Source organism: Nitrospira sp. ND1 (genome assembly GCF_900170025.1).
Classification (GTDB): Bacteria; Nitrospirota; Nitrospiria; order Nitrospirales; family Nitrospiraceae; genus Nitrospira_A.
The window spans coordinates 279,734-302,287 of record NZ_FWEX01000006.1 but is presented as its reverse complement, the minus strand read 5'-3'; the positions used below and the strand labels follow the sequence as shown (position 1 = coordinate 302,287).

The window sequence follows — 22,554 nt, the reverse complement described above, 5'->3', positions numbered from 1 at the left end:
CGTTGTGCGACATTCTTTCCGGCCCTTCGACCGGTTTCACCAACGCAGACTTTTCCTGCTCCCGGTTCTCTTCTCGTGCCTGCTATGGGCGAGTCTTTCGATTCCGGCCACCCACGCCGCGGAGGAGGGGGCCTCGACCGACCTGGCCTCGCAGGTCTGGCAATATCTCACGACCCAGGATGCCGAACAGCAGCGCACCGTGCTCGCGTCGATTGTGCAGCGACCGGACGCGACGGTGCAGGCCGTACAGGAACTGTTGCGCAAAGGTCCGCCTCACGGGTTGCAGCCCGTGGGACTCCTGCCGGATGAGCAGATCGTCGTCCGCGAACGACCGTATCAGCTGAGCTTGTCCGTCCCTCAGAGTTATGAACCGACCCGAGATTATGCCCTGATCGTCTGTCTCCATGGCGCCGGATTCACCGGCGAGGCCTACTTAGATCGATGGAAATCACGCTTGGGCGAGGGCTACATCCTGGCCTGTCCGACCTATCCAGCCGGAGCCTGGTTCACCAGACGCGCGGAAGATCTGGTGCTGGCGACCGTGCAGGCCGTGCAGCAGCGGTATCGGATCGATCCCAACCGCATCTTCCTGAGCGGCATGTCCAACGGCGGTATCGGCGCTTGGCTGATCGGCATGCATCATGCGCCTCTGTTCGCCGGACTTGCGCCGATGGCCAGCGGGATCGATGACGTCTTGTTTCCGTTTCTGGAGAACCTTCGCACGACGCCGACTTACATCATTCATGGAGCGCAGGATCAGGTGATGCCGGTGGAATTGAGCCGGAAGCTGGCGGGAGAACTCAAGAACCTCGGGTATCCCTACATCTATCGCGAGCATGATCGCACCCATGCGATGGCCGGGGGCCACTTTTTTCCGCGTGAAGAACTTCCCGATCTGGTGAAGTGGTTCGACGACCAGCGGCGGACTCCTGTTCCGAAGGCGCTGACGGTCGTGCGCGATGCGAGCCATTTGCTGCCGTTCGGCTGGGTGCGGATCGATGCGACGGACCAGATCGCATCCTTTTCAGAAGATTTGGTCGATAAGCGGGATGCGAGTATCCGGCAGCGCATCTACGCCAGGCTGACCGCTCAGGTGACCGGGCCGAATCGGATTGAGGTCAAGACCGATCGCGTCCGGCAATACACGTTGTTCCTGAACGAAGACCTTGTCGATCTGTCGAAGCCGGTCGTCATCACCACCGATGGGCAGGTTTCCTTCGAGGGCGTCGTCACGCCACAGGTCGATACGCTGCTGCGGCAAGCGCGGCTCAGGCAGGACCCCGGGCAACTGTATCCCGCTCATCTCACGCTCTCACTGCCGCAACGGCCTTCATGAGCAGGTTCAGGCCGGTCGCGCGACGAGCCGGCCTGATCGGGGTCGTGCTCACAGCCGGGCTGGCGGTCCTCGCGTCTGTCGGGCGAACTGAATCGGACCGGTGCTCCCTTCCCGCACACCATGCCGGTGTCGTCTTTCCGCTGGATCAAGTCGAGGCCGCCTGGGCCTGCCGACTTGAGCCGATCGTTACGCATTACACCACCGCCAATAAAGTCGGACCACAACGCACGCCTTTGCCGCAACCGGTCTTCCTCTATCTCCTGGATCATCCGGTGATGGCCGCCATGCTGGTCAATCGCCTCGATCTCGGGCTGTATAAGGCCGAGCAGCGCGGGCTGGGGGAATTCTGGGCCACCGACGGGGAAGGCACGGAAGGGATCGTCCATTCCCTGTTTCGAGATCCTGCGACGCGTATCTATTACGTGGAGGGAAGCCATGACGGACGGTTTCTGCCGCGGGTGAGCGGCAAGGCGGTGGTCCTGTTGAGGCTGCACCCTGTGACCGACAACCGGGGAGTCGAATCGATCGACAGTACGATGGTCGCCTACCTGCGACTCGACAATCGCTTCTTGTCGGGGATGCTGTCGCTGCTCCGTCCGTTGATCGGGAATGTGGTGAATCGTCAGATCCTGAAAGCCTTCGATGCCGCCCGCCGGTTAGGTGGCGCGATGCGCGAACATTCCGAGCAGGTCCTGTTTGAAGCGACGGATCCACCGGCTCTGCCGGATGACGAGGTGGCCTTCTTGAAAGCCGCTCTTGCGGGTCTGCACAATCCTGTCGAATCGCTTCGCCCAACTCCCTGATGAGATATCCATGACGACTTGCCGAAGTTTTTTTTATCTCTGCACCCTTGGCGTGTTCTGCTTCATCAGCTACAACCTCGTCCGCATGCCGGTCTTATCCCTCTTTGCAGAATCGCTGGGTGCAGGCCCTGAGCGGATCGGGTTGATCGTGTCGGTCTCGACCATCACCGGTGTGTTGCTGAAATTGCCCTCGGGTGCCCTCTCCGATATCTATGGCCGGAAGATGCTGCTGCGTATCGGCGTGGTGGCGTTCGGACTGCCGCCGTTCATCTACCCCTTCATCTCGGATCTCAACGCGCTGACGGCGCTGCGGTTTGTGCATGGCCTGGCCACGGCCATCTTTGCGCCGAGTGCCCTGGCCACCGTGGCCGATCTGTATAAGGAACGGCGCGGCGCAGCGCTGGGAACCTATACGGCCTGCACCCAATCCGGTTCTCTGCTCGGCCCGTTCCTGGGTGGCTGGTTGGCCTACACGGCAGGATTTTCCACGGCCTTCGTGACGGCCGGAGTGTTCGGCTGTATCGCGATCCTGATCTTTTTCAGTCTCCATCTGGATGAACCGCCGCCGCGCGTGCGCGAGCGGGGTTTGGCACCGGTCATGGCTGAGATGGGGAAAGGGTTTCTCGCCGTGGCGCGCAACCGGAAGGTGTTGATCACCAGTTCAACAGATGCCGCCAAGATGGTGGCCAACGGCGCCCTGATGGCATTCCTGCCGCTGTATGGTCTTTCAGTCGGCCTCAACGCGGGACAGGTGGGGCTGCTGTTTAGTGTGCAGGCGGTGACGTCATTTCTTTCCAAGCCGGTGATGGGGCGGGTCTCGGACCGCGTAGGGCGGCAGCCGCTGATTCTGGCCGGCCTCCTGATTTGCGCCGCGACCTTCATCAGCATGCCCCATGTCGGCTCATTTGCTCTGTTGCTGGTGCTTTCGTCCGGGTTTGGATTCGGAGAGGCTGTGGTGTCGTCGTCGTCCGCCGCGCTGGTCGCAGACAGTTCCGAATTCAAGCGATTGGGGGCGGGGATGGGTATGCAGGGGACGGTGATGGACATCGGCCATGCCAGCGGGCCCCTGCTGGCCGGTCTGCTGATCGCCCATGTGAGTTACCAGGGGGCTTTTGCCGTGATTGCCGGTCTCCAGATCCTGGCGGCCATCGCCTTCTGGGCCACGATGAGAACTCTCTCGCGGTAGTGCTATAATGCCGCCGCTTTTCGCCTGGGGACGGTCACATTTTGCAAAAGGAAGCGGAGAAGGATGGACACGGATTTTATCGAAACGCTGCAGCGCGGCATTGCCGTCGTGGGCGGGATCGGACTACTGGGTTTTTGTCTCTATCTCTTGAAGACTCGCAAGGGAGCGTAAGCCATGTTCAGCGGCATCGTGGAAGAGATGGGCGCGGTCTCCGTACTGAATAAGGGGCTGGCCGGCACGCGTCTGACCATCATCGCCTCGACGATCATGAGCGATCTCACCATCGGCGCCAGCGTGAGCGTCAATGGGACCTGCCTGACGGCGGTCGCCAGAACCGACCATGACTTCTCGGTCGATGTCTCGCCTGAAACCCTCGCGGTGACGACGCTCGGCGGTCTCACTTCCGGTTCGCCCGTGAATCTGGAGCGTGCCATGAAGTTGAACGAGCGCATCGGCGGGCACATGGTGTCAGGACATGTGGATGGCATCGGTGCCATCCGGAGCCGGCATCAGGACGGGAACGCGCTGATTCTGGAGATTGAGGCGCCGAAGGAGATTCTGCGCCTCTGTGTTCAGAAGGGATCGATCACGGTCGATGGCATCAGTCTCACCATCAACGACGTGACCGAACGCTCGTTTGTCGTCTCGATCATTCCCCACACTGCAAAAGTCACCACACTCGGACTGAAACAGGTGGGCGACAAGCTTAACCTGGAATCAGACCTGATCGGCAAATACGTAGAGCGCCTGCTCCAGGAGCGCGGTCTCCTCCCCCCAAAACCAACGCCGGTTATCGATACGGATTATCTGAAACGGCGGGGATTGATCTAGAGCAATGAAGGTCGATCAGGCCGTAGCCGCGCCCTCTCACTTCACCAGAAATGCCTTGGAATCTTCACCGGACGCAGTCGTGACGGTCATCATAGCCATGCCTTTGCGTCTGCCGGTCGGCACGGTTGCCGTGATCTGGGTGTCGTTGACGAATGTGAATGCGGCGGGATACCCGGGACCGAAGGATAGTGAGCGCAGACAGTCGGCGGGACCGAATCCTCTGCCCGAGGTCGTGACCTTCTCGCCTGCTTTGGCTTCATCCGGCGTGACCGACTGGATCTTCGGTGCTTCTCCGAAGCAGGCTTGCGCCTTGGCTGCCGTTTCTGCCGAAGTATACTTGGGGGCCTGGTCTTTGGCGGTGGCCGCCGGCTTCGCCTTCTGACTTCCGCTCTTCGCGGTGGCCTTTTTCTCGGGAGTCTTCTTTGCTGCTGGTGCGGCCTGTTCAGCCGGCTTCTTGGTGTCCTCGGCGGCCGCGACGGGGATGACCCCTCCCAGCAGCACAAATCCCATCACCGTCGACCACACCACACTCTGCTTCTCGCTCTGCCTCTGCATGACCGGCCTCCATGCACACAATAAAAGATGATGCATTGACTGAAGACGAATCGTCTCAGTCTTCGATCGTCGAAATATCGCCCACGTCCTGTCCCAGTTCCTTGGCTTTGAGGACCCGCCGCATGATCTTGCCGGACCTGGTCTTCGGCAACGACGGCACGATGTCGATTTCTTGCGGCACCGCGATTTTCCCCAACTCCTTCAGCACATGGTCTTTGAGCGATTGCACCAACTCTTTCGAGTCCTGGTAGCCTTGCTTCAGGATGACGAAGGCCTTGATCGCTTCACCGGCGGTGCGATGCGGCTTGCCGATGACCGCCGCTTCGGCCACGGCTTCGTGACTGACCAGGGCGCTTTCGACTTCCGCCGTGCCGATGCGGTTGCCGGCGACTTTGATCACATCGTCTGCGCGACCCATGAACCACATGTACCCGTCGTTGTCCTTCCGGCAGACATCGCCCGCCGTATAACAGTTGGGGATCGTATTCCAGTAGACCTTGTAGCGATCGGGATCTTTGTAGATCGTGCGCATCATGGAGGGCCAGGGCTTCTTGATCACGGCAAAGCCGCCGGCATTGTTCGGGAGGCTGTTCCCTTGCTTGTCCACCACGTCGGCCTCGATGCCGAGAAACGGTCTGGTGGCCGAACCGGGCTTGAGCGGCACGGAAGGCAGGGGCGTGACCAGGATGGAGCCGGTTTCGGTCTGCCACCAGGTGTCCATGATGGGCTTGTCGCTGCCGGTGACCCGGTAGAACCATTCCCAGGCTTCGGGGTTAATGGGTTCGCCGACGCTGCCGAGGATGCGCAACGTTGAGAGGTCGTACTTCTTGGGCCAGTCCTCCCCGTACTTCATCAGGAGCCGGACCGCCGTCGGCGTGGTGTAGAAAATCGAGACGCCGTAGCGGGCGATGAGATCCCACCAGCGGCCGGGGTTCGGATAGTCGGGTTTGCCTTCGGCCATGAGGATCGTCGCGCCGTTCAGCAGCGGGCCGTAGACGATGTAACTGTGGCCGGTGACCCAGCCCGGGTCGGCGACGCAGAAGTAGACGTCTTCTTCCTTGAGGTCGAACACATATTTGGTCGTGATGTAGGTACCGACCATATAGCCGCCGTGCACATGCACGACGCCTTTGGGTTTACCGGTTGTGCCTGAGGTGTAGAGAATGTAGAGGGGAGTTTCCGCATCGAGCGCTTCTGCCTGGCAGACGGCGCTCTGTGCTTGCAGCCACTCGACCCAATCGATTTCTTTGGGAGCCGCGAGGGCGACGCCTGGAGATTCGCGCCGCACGACTACCACTTTTTCGACGGAAGGGCAGGTTCGCACGGCATCGTCGACGACGCCCTTGAGGTTGATGGTTTTTCCGCGATCGTACCCGACATCAGCCGTGATGACGACGCGCGCTTCGGCGTCCTGGATGCGGCTTGCGAGGGCCGGGGCGCTGAAGCCGGAATAGACCACGCTGTGGATCACGCCGATACGGGCGCAAGCCAGCATGGCGACGACCTGTTCAGGAATTTTCGGGAGATAGATGGTGACGCGATCGCCCTTTTGCAGGCCAAGTGCCTTGAGGGCATTGGCGCACCGGTTGACCTGACGCAACAGTTCTCCATAGGTGAAGATGCGTTCCTCGCCGTTTTCACCGACCCAGATGATGGCGACTTTGTTGCGCCGCCAGGTGTTCGCGTGGCGATCCAGGCAGTTATAAGCGATATTGCAGGTCGCGCCGACGAACCATTTGGCCCAGGGGTAGTTCCAATCGAGCACCTTGTTCCACGGCGAAAACCAATCCAGTTCCTTGGCCACACCGCCCCAGAACGCTTCCGGATCGGCGATGGAAGCCTGGTAAGCCTGCTCATAGTCCTGAATATGAGCAGCCGCCTTGGTCTTGGCGGTCGGCTGAATAACACGTCCTTCTTTCAGTAGGGTATCGATCTTTTCGTCCATCAGTGCCATGCCTCCACAAAGCGCGGGCCTGTCCGGCACGCGATTCAATCATCACCGGCATTATGCGTATGGGGCGAAGGAACTGCAACCCTCAGCGCCCCTGTGAGACCTTGCCTGATGCAGACGGAGGCCGCGTGGCGCAAGGCCGGAGCACTCCGCCTTTCTTGACAGTCAGGAGGAGACGAGGGTACGCTGATTGCGTTGCACTTCACTGGATTAACCCCTTCATGCGCTCGTCTACATTCCCCCATCTTCGTCGGATGTTCGTATGCCTGGTGGCCATGTGCGCTGCTGGAACGGTTGGAATTCTCTCCATTGCCCACGCGCAGGTTGGAAAGCCGGAAGGACTCTATTACAAGTCCTGGGCGGTCGTGGTCGGTGTCGAGAACTATCTCGTGGCACCGAAAGTGCCCGGCGCGTTGGAGAGTGCGCATGCGGTGGCGGCGGCGTTGCGGGGGCTCGGGTTCGATGAAGTGATCGAGCTGCAGGATAAAGAGGCAAGTTCCAAACATCTGCTCCAGATTCTCAATGACTATTTGCCCCGCAAAGTAGGGCGTCAGGATCGCGTGCTGTTCTTTTTTGCCGGGCATGCAGGGGGCACTCAGGATTCTCAATCCAAAGAACTGGGCTATCTGGTTCCCTGGGATGCGCAGCTGAACAATCCCGCTAAAGCCATCACGTTCGATCAACTCAAAGAATTCAGCCGACGGTCCGCTTCCAAACACATCTTGATGTTGTTCGACGCGAACATCCGGGGGTGGGAGGTGACCGCGCCGCAGCCGCTTTCACTCGAAGGCCGTTTGTCGCCCGAAGATGATACGGAAAAACGAGCCGTCCAGGTCCTCACGGCGGCTGAGAAAGAGGAGGCGGTCGGACGTGCTCCGGGCCAGAGCGCCTTTGTAACGGCATTGGTCGCTGGGCTGAACGGGGCTGCCGATCTCAACAAGAACGGCTGGGTCATGGCCAGTGAACTCGCGGCGCAGGTGAAGCAGGACGTGGAGGCCGCGACGAAGGGGGCTCAGCACCCGCAGTTCGTGCAGTTGGAGGGCGACGGGGACGTCATTCTGATTGAAGGACGAAAAGGCGCCTTCCAGGCCGGAAAGGAACCGACGAGTGAGGCGGACCGGATGAGGGAGGCCCGCACTCAGTATGAACAGGCCTTTGCATTGCTGCAGCAGCAAAAGTCGGCCGAAGAGGCGTTGGAACGGCTCAACCGCGCGATCGGCTACGATCCGTCCTTCGGCGATGCCTACGTATTAAAGAGTTACATCCGTTTGGAAGTGCTGCCGAATCTGGAGGAGTCGCTGCTCGCCGCCCGCGCGGCGGTGCAACATGCGCCGCAGAATCCCGATTCCCACTACTCCCTGGCACTGGCCCTCACAAAGAAGGGACAGTACCAGGAAGCCGAGCAGGCCATGCAGCAGGCATTAGTAGTGAACCCGGCCTACGGGGATGTCTATTTCTCGCTCGGCGAGCTCTACGCCGACCATTTGAACGAACCGCAAAAGTCCGTCGACGCCTTCCGCCGATATCTGGAGCTGGGGGGACAAAGTGAACGCGCGATCCGCGCCGTTCAAGGCAGTGCTCCTCCAGCTGAGAAACATGGGCCTTAGCAGGCTGCGCAGAAACTCGGCTTGTGCGCGATAGCTCGCGATCAGCTCACGTGCCGTGTCGATGTCAGAATCGCTCGCAGGCTGCGTAAAAAGGCTGTTTAGCAAGGCCGCAGCGAGCGAAGAGGCGAATCGTACTCGGGCCGTACGGTGAGCCTCTGAGGTTCACGACGCGCGGAATAACGCGTGTCACGTTTGTGAACGCCGCCGAGACGGTGAGGCGGCAGTGTCTTGTGAGAACGCTGCTGGCGGACTTTTTCCGCAGCCTGCTAGTCTTTTCCTCCGCCTTTCAGATACCCCAATCCAATCTTCAACGCCCGGCGAGTGATTTCCGGCCAGCGGACCTGGGGGTATTCCGCCAACACGGCGGCGGCCTTGGGATCCTGGATATCGAGTTGAACCACTTTAATGATGCCGTCTTCAATCTGCACATCAGCCATATGTCTGTCTCCTCTGTAAGACCTGTGTCTAGGTAGATGGTTCGAGTTCGCCGTCAACCGGAACAGTCGTTGCGCGTTGACAGTGTTAGGGGTGCATGTTAGCATAAAATCTGCTTTTTTCGCCCAACTGTGTCGGGTGACAGTGAGCCACACACGTCTCTCTCCCATCATCTTGCCACACACCACGAAGCCGTCAGCGTTCAGCTGTGTCACACCAAGGAGGAATCGTATGCGCAGAGTAGAGGGGGCTTTTTCCAAGTTCACCGGCAGCGCGTTGGCGCTCGTACTCCTCATCGGGCTGACTGCCTGCGGCGGTCCTCCGAACTGGGTCAAGAAGGGATCCGGCGCCTTCAACGAAAAGAGCGATAAGTCTTTTTATGGTGTCGGGTCGGTGGTGGGCGTGCGGAACGAGCCCTTAGCCTGGGACACGGCTGAGAACCGCAGCCGCGCGGAAATCGCGAAAACCTTCGAGACCTACACGGCCTATCTCATGCGCGACTATGCGGCCTCGACGACCGCCGGCGACTTTTCCCGCAACAGTGAAGAACAGAACATCGAACGGGCAGTGAAGACCTTCTCAGCAGTCACTCTGAACGGTGTGAAGCCGATGGATCGGTACAAAGATGAGAAGTCCGGCACTTACTACGTCCTCACCAAGCTGAGCCTCGAAGACATGAAGAACAATCTGGAGCAGGCGAAGGAGTTGAACGGCCAGGTCCGCGACTTTGTGCGAAAGAATGCCGACCGGTTGTTTGATCGTCTGGAGAAGGAAGAAGACAAGCGGGCGACGAAGTAAGCGGACGTGCCGGTGCGCGCAGACCAGGAGGAGAGAGCATGATCGAGTGGCGGAATCGTTCAGTGGGCCGGACCTTCGCGACGGCAGCGCTGGTGGCTGTGGCCGCGGCGGCGAGCGGATGTGGGCACGAAACGAAAGTGACGCGCGTCGATACCGGCATCGTCACGGACCTCAGCGGGCGCTGGAACGACACCGATTCACAAATGGTGGCTGAAGCCATGGTGCGAGAAGCCCTGGGCAATCCCTGGCTCGGCAATTTTACCAAGGGCAAGAGTCGCCAACCGGTCGTCATCGTCGGAACCGTCCTCAACAAGAGCCATGAACATATCAACGTGCAGACCTTCATCAGTGATCTGGAGCGGGAACTGACGAACTCGCAAAAAGTGACGTTCGTCGCCGGCAAGGGCGAGCGGGAAGAGGTGCGCGAGGAGCGGCGCGAGCAGGCCGTACACGCCCGTGAAGACACGCAGAAAGCTCCCGGGAAAGAAATCGGCGCGGACTACATGATGCGCGGGAGCATCTCCACGATTCTGGATGAACAGGATGGGGCCAAAGCGGTCTTCTATCAGATCGACCTGGAAATGGTGGATATGGAGAACAACGTGAAGGCCTGGTTCGGGCAGAAGAAAATCAAGAAGGTCGTCGAGAAGAAACGAACGATTTTTTAGCCCGACGTATTCTGTTGAGACGCCACTCCCCATCGACCACGGCCTCCTTTCAGGGAGGCCGTTTCATTTCTCTCCCCTGGATGCGCGTTGTCTTCCTGGGCCTGTTGTGGACCCTGTCCGGGTGCGGGTTCTCCGCCAATCATTATCTCCTCATCGACCAGAGTTTGCTGGCGAACGACCCCAGGCGGGCGGACGCCATCATGGCGCAGGCCGAATCCGAATACGGCTCGCGGAATCGTCTGCTGTACGACATGGATCGCGGGATGACGCTCCATCTGGCCGGGGACTATGTGCAGAGTAACAGCCTGCTGGAACAGGCCTCGCTCGAAGTGGAGCGACTGTATACCAGGACCATCCGCACGGAAACCGCCGCCTTCCTTACCAACGACACCATGCTGCCCTACGAAGGCGATCCGTACGAGCACGTGATGATCAACGTCGTCAAGGCGCTCAATTATGCGGCGATGGGGCAGTTGATGGAGGCCGTCGTTGAGGCGCGGCAGATCGATCATCGATTGAACGTGCTGTCGGACAGCGCCAAAGAAAAAGACGGGTATCGAGAGGATGCGTTTGCCCGGTACCTGACCGGTGTGTTGTACGAGGCGACGGGCGATCTCAACAATGCGTTCATCGCCTACCGGAAAGCCTACGAAATTTATGAATCCACGCGGGGGTGGGCCAGGACGCCCATGCCGCCGATGCTTCGCGCAGATCTGCTCCGAACCACCGATGCCCTGCACATGACGGCTGAGTTCGAGGAGTATCGTCGGCAGTTTCCCGACACAGGATGGGTGTCGCTGCAGGGGCAACCCGATCTCGCTCAGGTGGTGGTGATCGGCTATAATGGCCGCGCGCCGCGCAAGGAAGAGGTCCATCTCGATATTCCGGTCAGCCTGGGCGCACTGCAACTGGTCCTGCTGAATCGAGGCGTGATTCACGCGTCCAATCGTCAGGAGCGTCGAGTGGCGGACAGTGTGTTGTATGGCCTGAACGGGCGTGTCGTGCGGGTGGCCCTGCCCCGGTTGGTGCCACAAAAAACGCAGGTCTCGCACGAATCCATCACGCTGGTGCCGCGAAACGGAGAGCCGATCACCGGACAATCGCAGCTGATGTATAACAGTACGGCGTTGGCGGAAAAATCCCTGTCGGACCGCATGCCCGGAATCACTACGAAAGCCCTTGCGCGCGCGGCCGTGAAATTCACCGCAGCCGAAGCGGCGACCCGTGGATCCCAACATGCCGTGAACAAGGGAGATGCGGCGTGGGTCGGGCTCTTGGTGGGGTTGCTCACGCATGGTCTGGCGGTGGCGTCCGAAGTCGCCGATACGCGAAGTTGGCGGACCCTGCCGGACGAAATTCAGATTTCCCGCCTGTGGGTCCCGGCCGGCGAATACGAAAGTCGGATTCAACCGGTGCTTCGAAGCGGCGGGGCTACCCAGGCCGGTGTGTCTCGTCCGCTGGTCCTTCGCGCCGGGCACACCGTCTTCCTGATCGAGCGGGTGGTGTTATGAAGCTGGTCACGGGGCGAGGGCGAGCGGCCGTTCTCTCGGCATTGCTGCTGTTGCTTGCCGGCTGCGGATGGTTCGGCGGAACTGCCCGTCCTGCGTGGATCGACGGAGGAAGCCCCCAGTTTCCGTCAGCCCAGTATCTCGTCGGGGTGGGTCAGGCCGATTCGCGACCGCAGGCAACGGAGCAGGCCTATGCTGCCGTCTCCAGAATTTTTAAGGCCGAGATCACGGCGCAGGCGAAAGACTGGGAATCGTACCTGGTTGTGGAGTCCCGCGGGCAGACGAGCACGGAGCGTCGCCTCACCTTGGACAACGTGACCCGTGTGACGACCGACAAGGTGCTGGAAAATGTGCAGGTTCTGGATACCTGGTTTGACCAAAAGACGCGACAGTACTATGCTCTGGCAGGCATGAACCGGGCGCAAGCCGAAGCGGCGATGGTGGAACGCCTCAATGAACTCGATCGCACGATTCAGACCGAAGTGACCGAAGCGCATCAGACCCAGGACAAGCTCTCGCGCGTGCGTAATCTCAAACGGGCCGCCAAGAACCTGGTGCTGCGCGAGGCCTATAACACCGATCTTCGCGTCCTGCGCTCGAACGGTCAGGGCAATGCGTCGACGTATCGTGTGGCGGAGTTGACTGCTGAATTGGAACAGTTTCTTGCCAAAAATCTCGTCATGGCCGTCGATCTGTCTGGCGATCAAGCCGAGCCGCTTGAGCGTGCGCTCGTAGACGGCCTCGCACAGGAAGGCTTCACGGTGGTGGGGCGCGGCGCCGGTGCCGTTCCTGCAGAATTACTCATTACCGGGTCGGTGCGTCTCTGGCCGATCGAAGTGAACGATCCCCACTTCCGCTATGTCCGCTGGTGCGCAGAGTCCGTGATCGAAGAGGTCGCGACCCATCGTGTGGTCGGGGCCCTGTCGAAAGGCGGGAAGGAAGGGCATGTCACGGAGCGCGAGGCAGCCGCTAAGGCGGTCCGTGTCATGCAGCAGGAGTTTGCCTCCGATCTGGCCCGATCCGTGGCCGCGCATGTGTATGGAGAGATGGATCTGCCGGCGTCGGCCTCGACGCCGTCCGGTTGTCCGAAAGAGGCGGTGCAGCCGCCGGTCAGTCGTTAACTCGGTGAGTCAACCACAGGAGAGAGGAGCAGGGATGAGTAAAATAGGGACCCGGAAGTCGGGTGAGCAAGGCAACGGTGGACGCCGGTTGTCCAGTCAGGCGATGAAGAAGCGGTTGCGCGAACGGCTGACGGCAGATACGCAGCAGGTACTGAAGAGCGACATCGTGAGCATTTTTCGCAAACAGGGCTACTACGAGGAATTGCCATTGGATGAGTTGCAGGATCGCCTCTCCAAGCTCCAGTCGCCGTTGGCTGACAGTCTCTTGAAGGGGAGGGTGTAGGATGCCGTATTACTATTTCGACTCCACGGCGTTGGTGAAGCGATACAGCATGGAACGCGGAACGCGGGTGGTGAACAAGCTCATGGTGAAGCGGGGCAAGGTCGCCATTCTGCCCATGTGGAGCGTCACGGATTTTTATTCGGCCCTCTCCGTTCGCGCGCAGCAGGGTGAAATCACCAGGGACGACTGTTATTCGGTGCTGTACAAGTTCGAGATGGAAGCTTCGCAGGGGCTTTTCCAATTTATCTCCCCGACGATGGAGACCTATCTGGCTGCGAAGGAGTTGATTTTGGACTATCCGGCTCTGCGTTCGCCGCAGTTGCTACACCTGGCCTTGGCGTTGGAACTCAAGCCGCTCCGGCTGACGGTCGTGAGTGCGGATAAGCAGCTCCTGGCGGCCTGTCGTCCGGCGGGGCTGCATATCATCAATCCCGAAGACGACTAGCGGTGGCAGGATGCGGAAACAGCCCGCCAGCGGCGTTCTCGCATCGCTCAGAGGCTCAACGTACCGCAAGGGTACGCCTCCCCGCTTCGCATTGCTGCGGCCTTGCTGGACGGCCTGTTTGCACATCCTGCAGACATACGGCCCATCGACATGTCTTTGGTGGAGGCAGTGAGTGTTCCCGCAGGGTGCTCATGAGGCTGAGCCTCGGAGCAATGCGAGAACGAAGCAAGCGGTCTTTTTCAACGGATGGCTGGCCCGGATTATTCATGAATGCCGTCGCGAGGCGTTTGAGACCGAAGCCCGCCGGGGCTTCTCGCAAGTGAGGCCGACGCAGGCGTACTTGCAGTTCGTCGAGGAGGCCGAACGAGAACAGCCCCGCCGAGCTAGAGGACCAGACGCCGGAGCAGGTATTCATGAATAGTCCGGGCTAGGAGTCTGTCCGAGTCATGCCGTTCTGCTGCGACGAATGATCTGCCTGCATCTGCCTCGTTCTCGGTCCGTAAAAATCCTCAACGTATTCAGCGAATACGCTTCCGGTTTTTTCGAGCCTGCGGCCTCGCATCCGCCGGCATCTTCTTCGTCTCGCTACGAAGGATGACTCGGACAGGCTCCTAGGAGGGGCAGCGAAATTCCCCCTGTATCGAATCCAACACAATCGACCAGTCTTCCATACTCTGCTGCGCCGCCTTCCGTCGAGGGGAGGCGGTGGTCTTCCCCTCCGTATCGTTCGGCCCGCTGAGAGCTTCCTGCGCATGGCGCAGTTCGAGTTGTGCCAGTTGAAGACTGCCGCAGACGCCGGCTGAAGCGGGGAGTTCCCCGCCGGCTCGCCGAAACAGGGCGATCGCCCGATATCCATGTTCCTGCGACCGGTAGAGGTGCTCCGTCGCGTTGAAGGTCTGTCGCGGGGCCGGCTCAGTCTGCCGCTTGGAGAGTTGCGCCGCCATCAATGCCGCGCGTCCCATGCTCATCGACGCAGTCTCCGCATCGTCATTACCCATGGCATCTTCCGCCTTTGCCCGGAGGCGGTCGAGTTCCGCCTCTTCCCCCATCACCTGAGCCTGCCCGTTGCCGGCGATACAGACGATGAGCGCCACCGCCAGGATCTGACAGGCCACGAGGGTCCGCCGCATGGCCGACCTGCCGAAGCAGAGGAAGAAGGTGGAGCCTGCTATTGCACGTGTTCCCAGGTGTCGATCTGTTTGATGCTCCAATTGACGGCTTCCTTCAATTTGACCAGGTTGGGATCGGCATCGTTTTCGTGCACGCGGTAGAGCGATTTTTGGAGCGTGAACAACGGTTCATACGCCCGCATGTCCGGCAGTTTCCCGAGCGCCCAGGCGACCTCGGTTTTCACGGCGACATCCTCGGTATTCAACGTTTCGAGCAGGGGATCCACGATCGTGAAGTCTCCGTGCAAAGCGCCGACGATGCCCAGGGCTTTTGCGGCCGGCGCGCGCAAATCCGGGGGGCCGGATTTCATCGTCTTGATGAGCACCGGGATCGTGTCTTTCTGGCCGATATTGCCCAGCGCCAGGGCCGAGGCTTTGGCGATACTGCGGTCGGCTCCGTTCAGTCCGTCGAGGAGGCGAGGGATCGCCTTCACGGAGAACAGGTCGCCGAACAGGGCCACCAGCTTCACCTTGCGCGCGACCGGAGTCTTGGGATCGTCGTACAGGCGAAACAGGCGCGCTTCCTGTCCCCATTCAGCGGTGATGAGTGCGGGGAAATCGTACTCTTCCAGTCGCGCCTGTAGCTTGGCCATCGCGTAGGCCGTGGGATCGCCGGCTTTCGCGAGCATGGCCGCGGCTTGGGCGTCGTCGAAATCTGTCCGGACCTCTTTGCGCCAGGCCATTTTTTTCCCGTTGAGGAGATAGCCGAGCTGACAGGCCGGTCCTTTCCAGATTCGTGACGGCGCATCGGGAAGGTCGGCATCGCTGCCCATCGTGGTGGTGCCCTCCCAGGTCTTTCGCTGCTCGCATTTGATCTTCAGTTCCACATCGTGCGGCTGGGTCGGATCGGTCACGGTCGTGTAGTCGAGTTCTTTCATGCGGGTGACGACCACGTCGACCAGGGGTTTGGCGTCGAGGCTGCCCTTGTCCGAGAGGACAATCACATCGACCAACACGCGATCGATGCGTTCCAGTTGACTCTTTTGTTCGGCGGTTAAGGCGTCGCGGCGGGCCCAACTCTGGTCGCCCAGGAGTACCAGTGCCCCCAGGGTGATGAGCGAAAGGATACATCTCATGTCTGCTCCATTTAGATGAAAAGACGATGATCACGAACCCTGCCGCCACTCTATACAACCCCTTCCGGCTGTTGCAAGTTGCGCCTGTCGGAGAGCCGTCCGTATAATCGCGCCATGTTGACGGGGACACGAATCGCGTTCATCGGCGGCGGCAATATGGCCGAGGCGCTGCTGGCAGGTCTCCTGCGCAAGGGCGTGGCTGTCGCCGAGCACCTCACCGTCAGCGATCCCGATGTCCATCGCCGGGAACTGCTGGCAGAGCGATTCGGGGTCGCGGTCCATGCCGACAACCGGACGGCGGCGCAAGGTGCGGAGCTCGTCGTGTTCTGTGTCGAACCGCAGGTGCTCGATTCTGTTTTGGATGAGGTGGCTTCAAGTCTCCAATCCCGGCCCCTCGTGATGTCCGTTGCAGCCGGGTATCCGATCTCCCGCCTGCAGGCTCACCTCAAGACCGCAACCAGACTGGTCCGTGCCATGCCGAACACGCCCTCGACCATCGGAGAAGGGGTGACGGCGATGAGCATGATGCCGGGTCTCTCATCCGAAGATCAGGACCGGACGCGATGCCTGTTCGAATCGGTCGGTAAGGTGGTTGTGGTGGAGGAGCGGCTGATGGATGCCGTGACAGGCCTGAGCGGAAGCGGACCGGCCTACGTGTTCGCCATGATCGAAGCATTGGCCGACGGCGGCGTGTTGATGGGACTACCTCGAATCACCGCGCAAGTTCTGGCGGCGCAGACAGTAGCCGGCGCGGCGCGTATGGTGCTGGAACAGGGGACACATCCGGCGGTGTTGAAAGATCGCGTGGCTTCGCCGGGCGGCACCACGATTGCGGGACTCTCCCGCCTGGAGCAGGGGCGGCTGCGCGCGACTTTGATGTCGGCCGTGACAGCCGCGGCGCAACGATCGCAGGAGTTGGGGAAAGAAGAGAACCATCACCTCTAACAAGGAGCGTGTCTCGTGCAATATTGGGTGAAAGTCGTGTTTGCCGACAATCAGGAATTACTGGTGAAGGATGCGATTCGTCACACGATCAGCGAAGACATGGAGGTGCTGGAAGTCGATTCGGCCAAGGAAGTGATCATCGTCCCCATGAAACAGATTAAGTACATCGCTTGCGATGCCACTGTATTCGCTCAAAAATCAAAGACTTAGCAGTTTTCTGAAGCGTTGGTCACGGTTTTGGTCACGGTTCCAAAACCGATTTTTAACGAATCCAGCTTATCGACCGCTTGTCGATTCCCGCCTGGAATCAGATGCCCATAGGTGTCACAGGTGATGGTAATCGACGCATGGCCCAGTTGCTCTTGGACATATTTCAGGTTCTCGCCATTCGCGATGAGTCGGCTTGCATAGGTATGTCGGACACTATGCATATCGAGTCGTCGTAGTCCCGCTTTCGCCACCATGGGAAACCACAGTTTGTACCGCAACCAATTCTCGGCCATATAGCTCGGCTCCCGTCTGGTTCCGCCAAGGTTGCCTGGAAAGAGAATTTCAGGTGCTGCCTGCCCAGCGGCGGCCGCCTCCAGGTCCTGTAGCTCGCTCCATTCCGTCAGAGCCTTTGCGAGACCCTGCGACATGTCCACCCGTCGAGCCTTGCCGTTCTTAGGTGTGCCCAGAATTCCTCGTGACCAGTTCCGTTGCACGTAGATGGATCGGCTGTGAAAGTTCAGATCGCCCCGATGGAGTCCAAGCACCTCTCCGGCTCGTAGGCCGGTGCGAAAGAAGGTCAGGGCCATCGGGAAAAACAGCGGGCGTTCGCGTCGTATTGTCTCCAGCAACAGGCCTTCCTCTTCTGGCGTGAAGATCGCCAGTTCGGATTCCTCGATCGTCGCCGGCCGTTTCAGCAGTTTGCCGGAACGGAGGGCCGGGTTGTGAGTGATCAGCCCATCTTCGACGGCTTCGGTCAACACCGCGCTGAGCGTGAGCAGCGCATTGAGTGCCGTATCGAAATCCAGCCCCTTTTCAAGCAGCCCTGCGGCCCATGCTTTGATCCGTGGTCGTGAGATGGCGGAGAGTTGAGAGGTGCCGAAAGCGGGGAGGGCATGTTTTCGCAATCGCGACTCGTACGTCTTGATGGTCGAAACCTTCTTGCCTCGTGCCGGTTGATTCTTGAGCCACGTCACGAAGTAATCTTTGAGCAGGATTGATTTCGTCGTCTTCTGTTTGGGAAAGAGTTTTCCCTCTCGTGCATTGGCCTTCAACTTCCCATACAGCGTGCGTGCTTGGCTTTTGGTGTCGCACTTGTGCCACGTCTGGCGCCCCTCTTCATAGACACGCACCCACCACCCTTCACGGCCCTTCCGCTGGGTGATGCCTCTATCCTTTCCCTCTTTTCTTGCCATGGCGGTCCTCCTTTCGTCGCTCTGTCTTTTCGTCGGTCTTCCGGCTTTCTCGCCACTTTCTCGCCGCGACTCGGTTCTGGCAGCGCGGGTGGCAGTATACCTGGTCGCGTCTGATCGCTAAATAGATCTTGGCGCATTCCGGGCAGCGTCGGATGTAGTCCCCCGTTTGGGCCAGAAGGTGGACAAATCGGTATTCAAACTCCTTCGCCTTGCGTTTCGCGCTCACGAAGATGGTCCCGGCCTCGTCAGAGCCTTCACCCGGCGACACCACGGCCAGCGTCATTTGCGGAAACGTGAAGGTGGTGTATCCTTCATGCCAATAGAGCTCCAAGTGCTCCAGGACTGTGGCCTGAATGTCCTGGGCTTCTTTGCGACTGGGAATGGTCTGATAGTTCTTCGCATGAGGCACCCCTTCCACGCTCCAGCCACTTTCGGGGGCCACCATCCCGCCGTACCGGTCTCCCGTCTCATCGACAAAGGCCGCGACTTCAAACGCCACCAACGTCCATTCCGTGGGCGTCAAGGCCTCCAGATCGGTCTGTAAAAACCGGAGCACCCACCCGACGGCGCCATCCGGCATCGTGCGGATGCGTTCGATGGCTTTCTCGTACTCCTGTTGGAATTCCTGCTCGGCCTTCCCCTGTGCGCTCATGCCTTCTGCTCCTTTTTCATGCCGAACCCTCCCCGTATACGTGATCCCAACACCACCGAAAAAAGTGTCGGGCTGAAGGGCCCACTCCACCTGAATTTGTTTGGCAAGTGTACCTCCGCACTGCTAATGGCTGTCAAGAGTGCTCACGCCTAAATCGTAAGACGCGTGATCTCTTCACAATCACTCTTTCAAGGAGGTGCCTTATGGTCAGTACAAAATTGATCACCATTCGAGAAGCGGCGGAACGGTTAGGACTCAAGGAAAGCACGATCAGGAAATACATCCTGAAGCGGCAGATCGCCTACGTGAAGCCGTCCGTGCGTGCCGTGCGGATTCCCATCGAAGAACTCGAACGGATTCTGGTTGCCGGCCTGAGGCCGGTGATTCCCCAGGCGGAAGGTGCGCGATGAGCCGCTGGAAGGAGTTCCGGCGGGAGCCAGTCGCCGGGGAATGGACCAGAAAGCAAAAGCGAGGCTATCACCGCGTTCGTTCGCTGCTCTGGTTCTGGGAGTGCCACCAGTTCCAAGTGCTCTGGGTGACACTCTCCACGGCAGAAGGCGGGGATGCCGAGAAGCTGACCTATCACCACAAGCAACTGCGTCAACGGATCGAACGTCAACTCGGCTTTCAGGGATTGGAGTATTACCAGGTCCGGACGGAAGAAGGGCATGGCGTCCTCCATATCTTCTGGGCCTGGCGGGTGCCGGATGGGGAACGCGCTCGCCGGTTCTGGATCTCCCAGGAATGGCTCTCGGCGCAATGGCAAGCCCTGCATGGGGCTCCCGTTGTCTGGATCAAGGCCTACCAGCCCAGCCACCGTTCCCGGAATCGTCTGAGCCGCTATGTCATCAGCCAGTATGTCCAGGATCAATGTGGCTACGTGAATATGTGCTGGTCGTGGAAACGCTCTCTCGGGTTTCCCATCAGCCGATTGTGGGAAGAGATGCGGCATCAATGGTCCACCAGGAACGCCTATCGGCGGATCAGGGGCGAGATCGAAATCCCAAAGATCGTCTTCCTGAAGACCTGGGAGGATCTGCTCTCGGGGCATCCGATTTGGTTCAGCGGCACGATTCTGCAACTGGTGTTGGGGAAGGGGCTGGTCTATCAGGAGGTGTGAGGATGATCTGGCATCGATGTGATCTGAAGTTGCCGAGTCTCTTTGGTCCAGCCTGTTGCGGACGGGAAGCGACCACGTACGACCGGGCGCGAAAAGCGTGGCTCTGTCCTGAACATACGAAGGAACGGCTCTGCGAGTTCTGCCACTTCGAATGGGCGTGGGTGCGGTTTTGTTATAGGGAGCATGACGTCACATGCGAAATCTGGCTCTGTGTAGAGTGTGCGGGGCTCAGCGGGCGTCGGTGAGGCCATGGAATCAATTTGTCCCTGTCACCCGTCCACTATCTTTACGGGTGAGAGGGAACATGCTCCATCCTTGTGCAAGGCGGCGATGCGTCAGCTTGGCCGCCGTCCTGTTGGATCGTTGCTTATAAACAAAGAGTAAGAGAAGAACAGTGATACTGAAACCATGGGGAGATTGGTCACGCAAAGATTTCGCCCAACGAGGCCGCCCGGCCGCTCCGGACCACTGGACCGGACGGCCGGGGGGATCGGGGGCGCAGCCCCCGCTTCACTTGATCTATATGGTCAAAGTAGTCTTGCGATATCGTAGATTGGTCTACGCTCGCTCATTAAGGGTATAATACAAGAACAGTGAATGATTGAGTCGAGTGGAATCCCTACACAATGAATGCCGGTCTTGATGACGATGACTCGGATGCTGTGGAATGCAAAGCTCTAAATATGCTTCAAAACGGCATGCCTCTACGAGCCGTAGGCGTAACTACGTCCCTCAGGGGCGAGTGCGAGCTTAGCGATAGGCACAGAATCAATGACTTCTTGACCGCGTGGGTCGAGACCACGAGAAAGAAATTGTAAATGCCAACACGTTTTATACCTGAAAAGGAACTCATTGATTCTACGTTGTCGGAACGTGATTTTTCTCCAAGCGACACGCTCACCGACGACCAAAATCGAGTGCTTGCCGACAGACATCTCCTTGATGGATTCGATAGAACAAAGGAAATAAGTGTGAAAGTAGAACCAGCCCTACATGGCATTACGATAAGCCAAAAGTGAGCAAAATTCTTGATCTCGCGTATGACTTCAATGTGGTCTACAAATGGATTTATTTGGCTGGAAAGCAGGCACCGTAAGAAAGGTGAATGTCGAATCCCAGAGTGGCTACCTCGACGAATGATCGCCCGTCATTGAGAGCTTTAAGGAAAGCCCCCCCAGTAAGCGATGCTACTGTGTAGATTCCGGAGCTCGTTTTTGATAACCGAAACGTAGTGCATTCTTTTTCATCACACCGCTGGTAGTTCTGCATTGGAAAATCCAAAAACACTGTCACACTGGGTTGGATAGATTTGCAGGATGCTTCATTACACAGAAATTTTGAAGTCGGAACACAGGTCCATTTGGGCGAGTGTTCATCCAGTCTTTTTCCTGCAAGCTTTAGAAGATCAATCAGAGCATTGAAATCGGCACCCTCATCGCCGCCCTTTTCATTTGTGTTGGCGATCGGTGGATCAGTGCTGGTCGGCTGTGAACAGGCTATAGCCGTGATCACTAGCAAACTAAGGGGAAAAAACACTAACGCAGCAATTATGCTGTTGCGCATAGGAACCTCTCAAATTTTGCTGACATATCACTTATCTATGTCATTCAGTTGGAATGCCCTATGTCATAGTCATTCTCAATAATGCAAACTGAATCGTTCGACATGGAAACATTACGGGGAGCCATTCCGTGCTTCAAACCGGAAATTGTTGTCGTCTTCTAAGTAGTTTCTTGGTCACGGTTTTGGTCACGGTTCCAGGTCAAATTTGGTCATAAATGGTCGCAATCAAGCCCGAGCCTTTATGGCCACTTTCTCCTTATATTTCATAGGTTAGCGCAACAAATCGCACTCAGTCGCAATTTGGGACTTTCGAATAAGTACATCGCTTGCGATGCCACTGTATTCGCTCAAAAAGCGAAAGCATAAGGTTCTGCGGGTGAGTCGCTACACGGTGGGTAGTGCGATAAGCGGGAGGCGAGGTTGCAAGCTTCGCCTCTTGTTTGTGGGGCAGCGGCGAGTGCGAGAGTATCCGAGCGGATCTCAACGCGGCTCGGCTGGATCCCCTCGTTGGGAAATGGCGGTGACACACTCTGCTTCGAAGTACCCTGCTAGGTCCCTCGCACCGACCTCATCGGGCGCACATGTGATTCTTCGTCGGTTCCCAAGGCCTCATGGCAAATCCGGGAATCCGTCGATGCTTTGACCTGTTCCAGAATGCCCTGCGAGACCAGGAGCTGTTTCAGTTGGTCCGGGGTGGGAAGGCTGTCCAGCACGACGGCGGCGCAGACGGCGAGAGTTCGTTCCACCTGGTTGTTGAGAATAATCTTGAACTTCGTGTCGGCTAACGGATCTCTTCGGGGGACCACGGCTTCCACGGTATAGGGGGCAGGATATCTCGCAGCCAGAAATTCTCGAATGACTTGCACCTTCCTCTGAGCGTAATCGTCTGTCATCGTTGCTCGTCCTTCTGTTTCCTCGCCAATGCTTCTTTCGCCGACGTTTTGTGATTCAAGCTGTGCCGGAATCCTACGCCAATCGACTGGAAGGCGGCAAGACGTTCAGAGGCTATGATGTGTGGATGTGCCAGGAGCGGAATCTATCGAGGACTGTGGCCGGATTGGCATGAGACCGGGACGATCGCTCTAGGAGGGTTGGGGCA

The 22,554-nt window shown here is 58.8% G+C and carries 24 protein-coding genes; 15 read left to right on the top strand and 9 right to left on the bottom strand.

Annotated features, from left to right (window positions below; all coding sequences use genetic code 11):
- The first annotated feature begins 4 nt into the window (after positions 1-4).
- From NSND_RS05940 to NSND_RS05925, 4 genes are all read left to right on the top strand, one after another.
- Positions 5-1,336 (top strand): carboxylesterase family protein, encoded by a 1,332-nt coding sequence (locus NSND_RS05940; RefSeq protein WP_080878117.1) that lies wholly within the window; start codon positions 5-7, stop codon positions 1,334-1,336.
- Complete coding sequence (locus NSND_RS05935) at positions 1,333-2,139, top strand: hypothetical protein (RefSeq protein ID WP_080878116.1); 807 nt, start codon at positions 1,333-1,335, stop codon at positions 2,137-2,139. The genes NSND_RS05940 and NSND_RS05935 overlap by 4 nt, the downstream gene beginning before the upstream one ends.
- Before the next feature lie 10 nt (positions 2,140-2,149).
- The gene (locus NSND_RS05930) at positions 2,150-3,325 is read left to right on the top strand and encodes an MFS transporter (protein ID WP_080878115.1); all 1,176 of its coding nucleotides are present in this window, start codon (positions 2,150-2,152) and stop codon (positions 3,323-3,325) included.
- 174 nt (positions 3,326-3,499) lie between these two features.
- Positions 3,500-4,156, top strand: a complete 657-nt coding sequence (locus NSND_RS05925; protein WP_080878114.1) for a riboflavin synthase — start codon at positions 3,500-3,502, stop codon at positions 4,154-4,156.
- Between the two features lie 36 nt (positions 4,157-4,192).
- Here NSND_RS05925 and NSND_RS05920 read toward each other — a convergent pair whose 3' ends face one another.
- On the bottom strand, positions 4,193-4,711 hold the full coding sequence (locus NSND_RS05920) for an IPT/TIG domain-containing protein (RefSeq protein WP_080878113.1): 519 nt from the start codon (positions 4,709-4,711) through the stop codon (positions 4,193-4,195).
- A 55-nt stretch (positions 4,712-4,766) separates the two neighbouring features.
- Positions 4,767-6,656, bottom strand: a complete 1,890-nt coding sequence (gene acs, locus NSND_RS05915; protein ID WP_080878112.1) for an acetate--CoA ligase — start codon at positions 6,654-6,656, stop codon at positions 4,767-4,769.
- 227 nt (positions 6,657-6,883) lie between these two features.
- On the opposite strand from acs, the gene NSND_RS05910 reads away from it, so the two are divergent.
- The gene (locus NSND_RS05910; RefSeq protein ID WP_159450651.1) at positions 6,884-8,269 is read left to right on the top strand and encodes a caspase family protein; all 1,386 of its coding nucleotides are present in this window, start codon (positions 6,884-6,886) and stop codon (positions 8,267-8,269) included.
- A 266-nt stretch (positions 8,270-8,535) separates the two neighbouring features.
- Here the strand turns inward: NSND_RS05910 and NSND_RS21490 are convergent, their stop codons facing one another.
- A complete protein-coding gene (locus NSND_RS21490) occupies positions 8,536-8,706 on the bottom strand; it encodes a hypothetical protein (RefSeq protein ID WP_013248204.1) in 171 nt (56 codons plus the stop codon).
- A 229-nt stretch (positions 8,707-8,935) separates the two neighbouring features.
- On the opposite strand from NSND_RS21490, the gene NSND_RS05900 reads away from it, so the two are divergent.
- The 6 genes from NSND_RS05900 (at position 8,936) to NSND_RS05875 (ending at position 13,527) form a co-directional block, all read left to right on the top strand.
- A complete protein-coding gene (locus tag NSND_RS05900) occupies positions 8,936-9,502 on the top strand; it encodes a hypothetical protein (protein WP_013248205.1) in 567 nt (188 codons plus the stop codon).
- A gap of 38 nt (positions 9,503-9,540) precedes the next feature.
- Entirely contained in the window at positions 9,541-10,170 is a 630-nt protein-coding gene (locus tag NSND_RS05895) for a penicillin-binding protein activator LpoB (RefSeq protein WP_080878109.1), read from the top strand.
- A gap of 80 nt (positions 10,171-10,250) precedes the next feature.
- Complete coding sequence (locus NSND_RS05890; RefSeq protein ID WP_080878108.1) at positions 10,251-11,681, top strand: COG3014 family protein; 1,431 nt, start codon at positions 10,251-10,253, stop codon at positions 11,679-11,681.
- Positions 11,678-12,799 (top strand): LPP20 family lipoprotein, encoded by a 1,122-nt coding sequence (locus NSND_RS05885; RefSeq protein WP_080878107.1) that lies wholly within the window; start codon positions 11,678-11,680, stop codon positions 12,797-12,799. Before NSND_RS05890 ends, NSND_RS05885 begins: the two co-directional genes overlap by 4 nt.
- Positions 12,800-12,833: 34 nt before the next feature.
- Positions 12,834-13,082: a hypothetical protein gene (locus tag NSND_RS05880; protein ID WP_080878106.1), complete on the top strand. Its 249-nt coding sequence runs from the start codon at positions 12,834-12,836 to the stop codon at positions 13,080-13,082.
- 1 nt (position 13,083) lies between these two features.
- A complete protein-coding gene (locus NSND_RS05875; RefSeq protein ID WP_080878105.1) occupies positions 13,084-13,527 on the top strand; it encodes a type II toxin-antitoxin system VapC family toxin in 444 nt (147 codons plus the stop codon).
- Positions 13,528-14,138: 611 nt separating this feature from the next.
- On the opposite strand, the gene NSND_RS05865 is transcribed toward NSND_RS05875, so the two are convergent.
- Together NSND_RS05865 and NSND_RS05860 are read right to left on the bottom strand one after the other, a co-directional pair.
- Positions 14,139-14,657, bottom strand: a complete 519-nt coding sequence (locus NSND_RS05865) for a hypothetical protein (RefSeq protein ID WP_080878103.1) — start codon at positions 14,655-14,657, stop codon at positions 14,139-14,141.
- 38 nt (positions 14,658-14,695) lie between these two features.
- On the bottom strand, positions 14,696-15,772 hold the full coding sequence (locus NSND_RS05860; RefSeq protein ID WP_080878102.1) for a HEAT repeat domain-containing protein: 1,077 nt from the start codon (positions 15,770-15,772) through the stop codon (positions 14,696-14,698).
- A gap of 114 nt (positions 15,773-15,886) precedes the next feature.
- Here NSND_RS05860 and proC point away from each other — a divergent pair, with 114 nt between their 5' ends.
- The gene (gene proC, locus NSND_RS05855; RefSeq protein WP_080878101.1) at positions 15,887-16,717 is read left to right on the top strand and encodes a pyrroline-5-carboxylate reductase; all 831 of its coding nucleotides are present in this window, start codon (positions 15,887-15,889) and stop codon (positions 16,715-16,717) included.
- Positions 16,718-16,732: 15 nt separating this feature from the next.
- Complete coding sequence (locus NSND_RS05850) at positions 16,733-16,927, top strand: cupin domain-containing protein (RefSeq protein WP_080878100.1); 195 nt, start codon at positions 16,733-16,735, stop codon at positions 16,925-16,927.
- Here NSND_RS05850 and NSND_RS05845 read toward each other — a convergent pair.
- Positions 16,924-18,120 carry a tyrosine-type recombinase/integrase gene (locus NSND_RS05845; RefSeq protein ID WP_080878099.1) on the bottom strand — a complete coding sequence of 399 codons (1,197 nt, stop codon included), beginning with the start codon at positions 18,118-18,120 and terminating at the stop codon, positions 16,924-16,926. The two genes, NSND_RS05850 and NSND_RS05845, sit on opposite strands and share 4 nt — an antisense overlap.
- Positions 18,095-18,772 (bottom strand): hypothetical protein, encoded by a 678-nt coding sequence (locus tag NSND_RS05840; protein ID WP_080878098.1) that lies wholly within the window; start codon positions 18,770-18,772, stop codon positions 18,095-18,097. Before NSND_RS05840 ends, NSND_RS05845 begins: the two co-directional genes overlap by 26 nt.
- 203 nt (positions 18,773-18,975) lie before the next feature.
- Here NSND_RS05840 and NSND_RS05835 point away from each other — a divergent pair, with 203 nt between their 5' ends.
- Together NSND_RS05835 and NSND_RS05830 are read left to right on the top strand one after the other, a co-directional pair.
- Complete coding sequence (locus NSND_RS05835; protein ID WP_080878097.1) at positions 18,976-19,182, top strand: helix-turn-helix transcriptional regulator; 207 nt, start codon at positions 18,976-18,978, stop codon at positions 19,180-19,182.
- Entirely contained in the window at positions 19,179-19,892 is a 714-nt protein-coding gene (locus tag NSND_RS05830; protein ID WP_080878096.1) for a hypothetical protein, read from the top strand. The genes NSND_RS05835 and NSND_RS05830 overlap by 4 nt, the downstream gene beginning before the upstream one ends.
- Before the next feature lie 1,068 nt (positions 19,893-20,960).
- On the opposite strand, the gene NSND_RS20885 is transcribed toward NSND_RS05830, so the two are convergent.
- Both NSND_RS20885 and NSND_RS05815 read right to left on the bottom strand, forming a co-directional pair.
- Positions 20,961-21,455, bottom strand: a complete 495-nt coding sequence (locus NSND_RS20885) for a hypothetical protein (protein ID WP_143833429.1) — start codon at positions 21,453-21,455, stop codon at positions 20,961-20,963.
- A 548-nt stretch (positions 21,456-22,003) separates the two neighbouring features.
- Positions 22,004-22,348 carry a hypothetical protein gene (locus NSND_RS05815; protein WP_080878093.1) on the bottom strand — a complete coding sequence of 115 codons (345 nt, stop codon included), beginning with the start codon at positions 22,346-22,348 and terminating at the stop codon, positions 22,004-22,006.
- Positions 22,349-22,554 lie beyond the last annotated feature (206 nt).

Bases quoted from the DNA above. Each gene is read 5' to 3' on its own strand.
- proC (WP_080878101.1), top strand. From the start codon at position 15,887: ATGTTGACGGGGACACGAATCGCGTTCATCGGCGGCGGCAATATGGCC.
- NSND_RS05890 (WP_080878108.1), top strand. From the start codon at position 10,251: ATGCGCGTTGTCTTCCTGGGCCTGTTGTGGACCCTGTCCGGGTGCGGG.
- NSND_RS05925 (WP_080878114.1), top strand. From the start codon at position 3,500: ATGTTCAGCGGCATCGTGGAAGAGATGGGCGCGGTCTCCGTACTGAAT.
- NSND_RS05930 (WP_080878115.1), top strand. From the start codon at position 2,150: ATGACGACTTGCCGAAGTTTTTTTTATCTCTGCACCCTTGGCGTGTTC.
- NSND_RS05835 (WP_080878097.1), top strand. From the start codon at position 18,976: ATGGTCAGTACAAAATTGATCACCATTCGAGAAGCGGCGGAACGGTTA.
- NSND_RS05815 (WP_080878093.1), bottom strand. From the start codon at position 22,348: ATGACAGACGATTACGCTCAGAGGAAGGTGCAAGTCATTCGAGAATTT.
- NSND_RS21490 (WP_013248204.1), bottom strand. From the start codon at position 8,706: ATGGCTGATGTGCAGATTGAAGACGGCATCATTAAAGTGGTTCAACTC.
- NSND_RS05885 (WP_080878107.1), top strand. From the start codon at position 11,678: ATGAAGCTGGTCACGGGGCGAGGGCGAGCGGCCGTTCTCTCGGCATTG.
- NSND_RS05830 (WP_080878096.1), top strand. From the start codon at position 19,179: ATGAGCCGCTGGAAGGAGTTCCGGCGGGAGCCAGTCGCCGGGGAATGG.
- NSND_RS05860 (WP_080878102.1), bottom strand. From the start codon at position 15,772: ATGAGATGTATCCTTTCGCTCATCACCCTGGGGGCACTGGTACTCCTG.
- NSND_RS05910 (WP_159450651.1), top strand. From the start codon at position 6,884: ATGCGCTCGTCTACATTCCCCCATCTTCGTCGGATGTTCGTATGCCTG.
- NSND_RS05845 (WP_080878099.1), bottom strand. From the start codon at position 18,120: ATGGCAAGAAAAGAGGGAAAGGATAGAGGCATCACCCAGCGGAAGGGC.
- NSND_RS05935 (WP_080878116.1), top strand. From the start codon at position 1,333: ATGAGCAGGTTCAGGCCGGTCGCGCGACGAGCCGGCCTGATCGGGGTC.
- NSND_RS05865 (WP_080878103.1), bottom strand. From the start codon at position 14,657: ATGCGGCGGACCCTCGTGGCCTGTCAGATCCTGGCGGTGGCGCTCATC.
- acs (WP_080878112.1), bottom strand. From the start codon at position 6,656: ATGGACGAAAAGATCGATACCCTACTGAAAGAAGGACGTGTTATTCAG.
- NSND_RS05920 (WP_080878113.1), bottom strand. From the start codon at position 4,711: ATGCAGAGGCAGAGCGAGAAGCAGAGTGTGGTGTGGTCGACGGTGATG.
- NSND_RS05875 (WP_080878105.1), top strand. From the start codon at position 13,084: ATGCCGTATTACTATTTCGACTCCACGGCGTTGGTGAAGCGATACAGC.
- NSND_RS05900 (WP_013248205.1), top strand. From the start codon at position 8,936: ATGCGCAGAGTAGAGGGGGCTTTTTCCAAGTTCACCGGCAGCGCGTTG.
- NSND_RS05895 (WP_080878109.1), top strand. From the start codon at position 9,541: ATGATCGAGTGGCGGAATCGTTCAGTGGGCCGGACCTTCGCGACGGCA.
- NSND_RS05880 (WP_080878106.1), top strand. From the start codon at position 12,834: ATGAGTAAAATAGGGACCCGGAAGTCGGGTGAGCAAGGCAACGGTGGA.
- NSND_RS20885 (WP_143833429.1), bottom strand. From the start codon at position 21,455: ATGCGCAACAGCATAATTGCTGCGTTAGTGTTTTTTCCCCTTAGTTTG.
- NSND_RS05840 (WP_080878098.1), bottom strand. From the start codon at position 18,772: ATGAGCGCACAGGGGAAGGCCGAGCAGGAATTCCAACAGGAGTACGAG.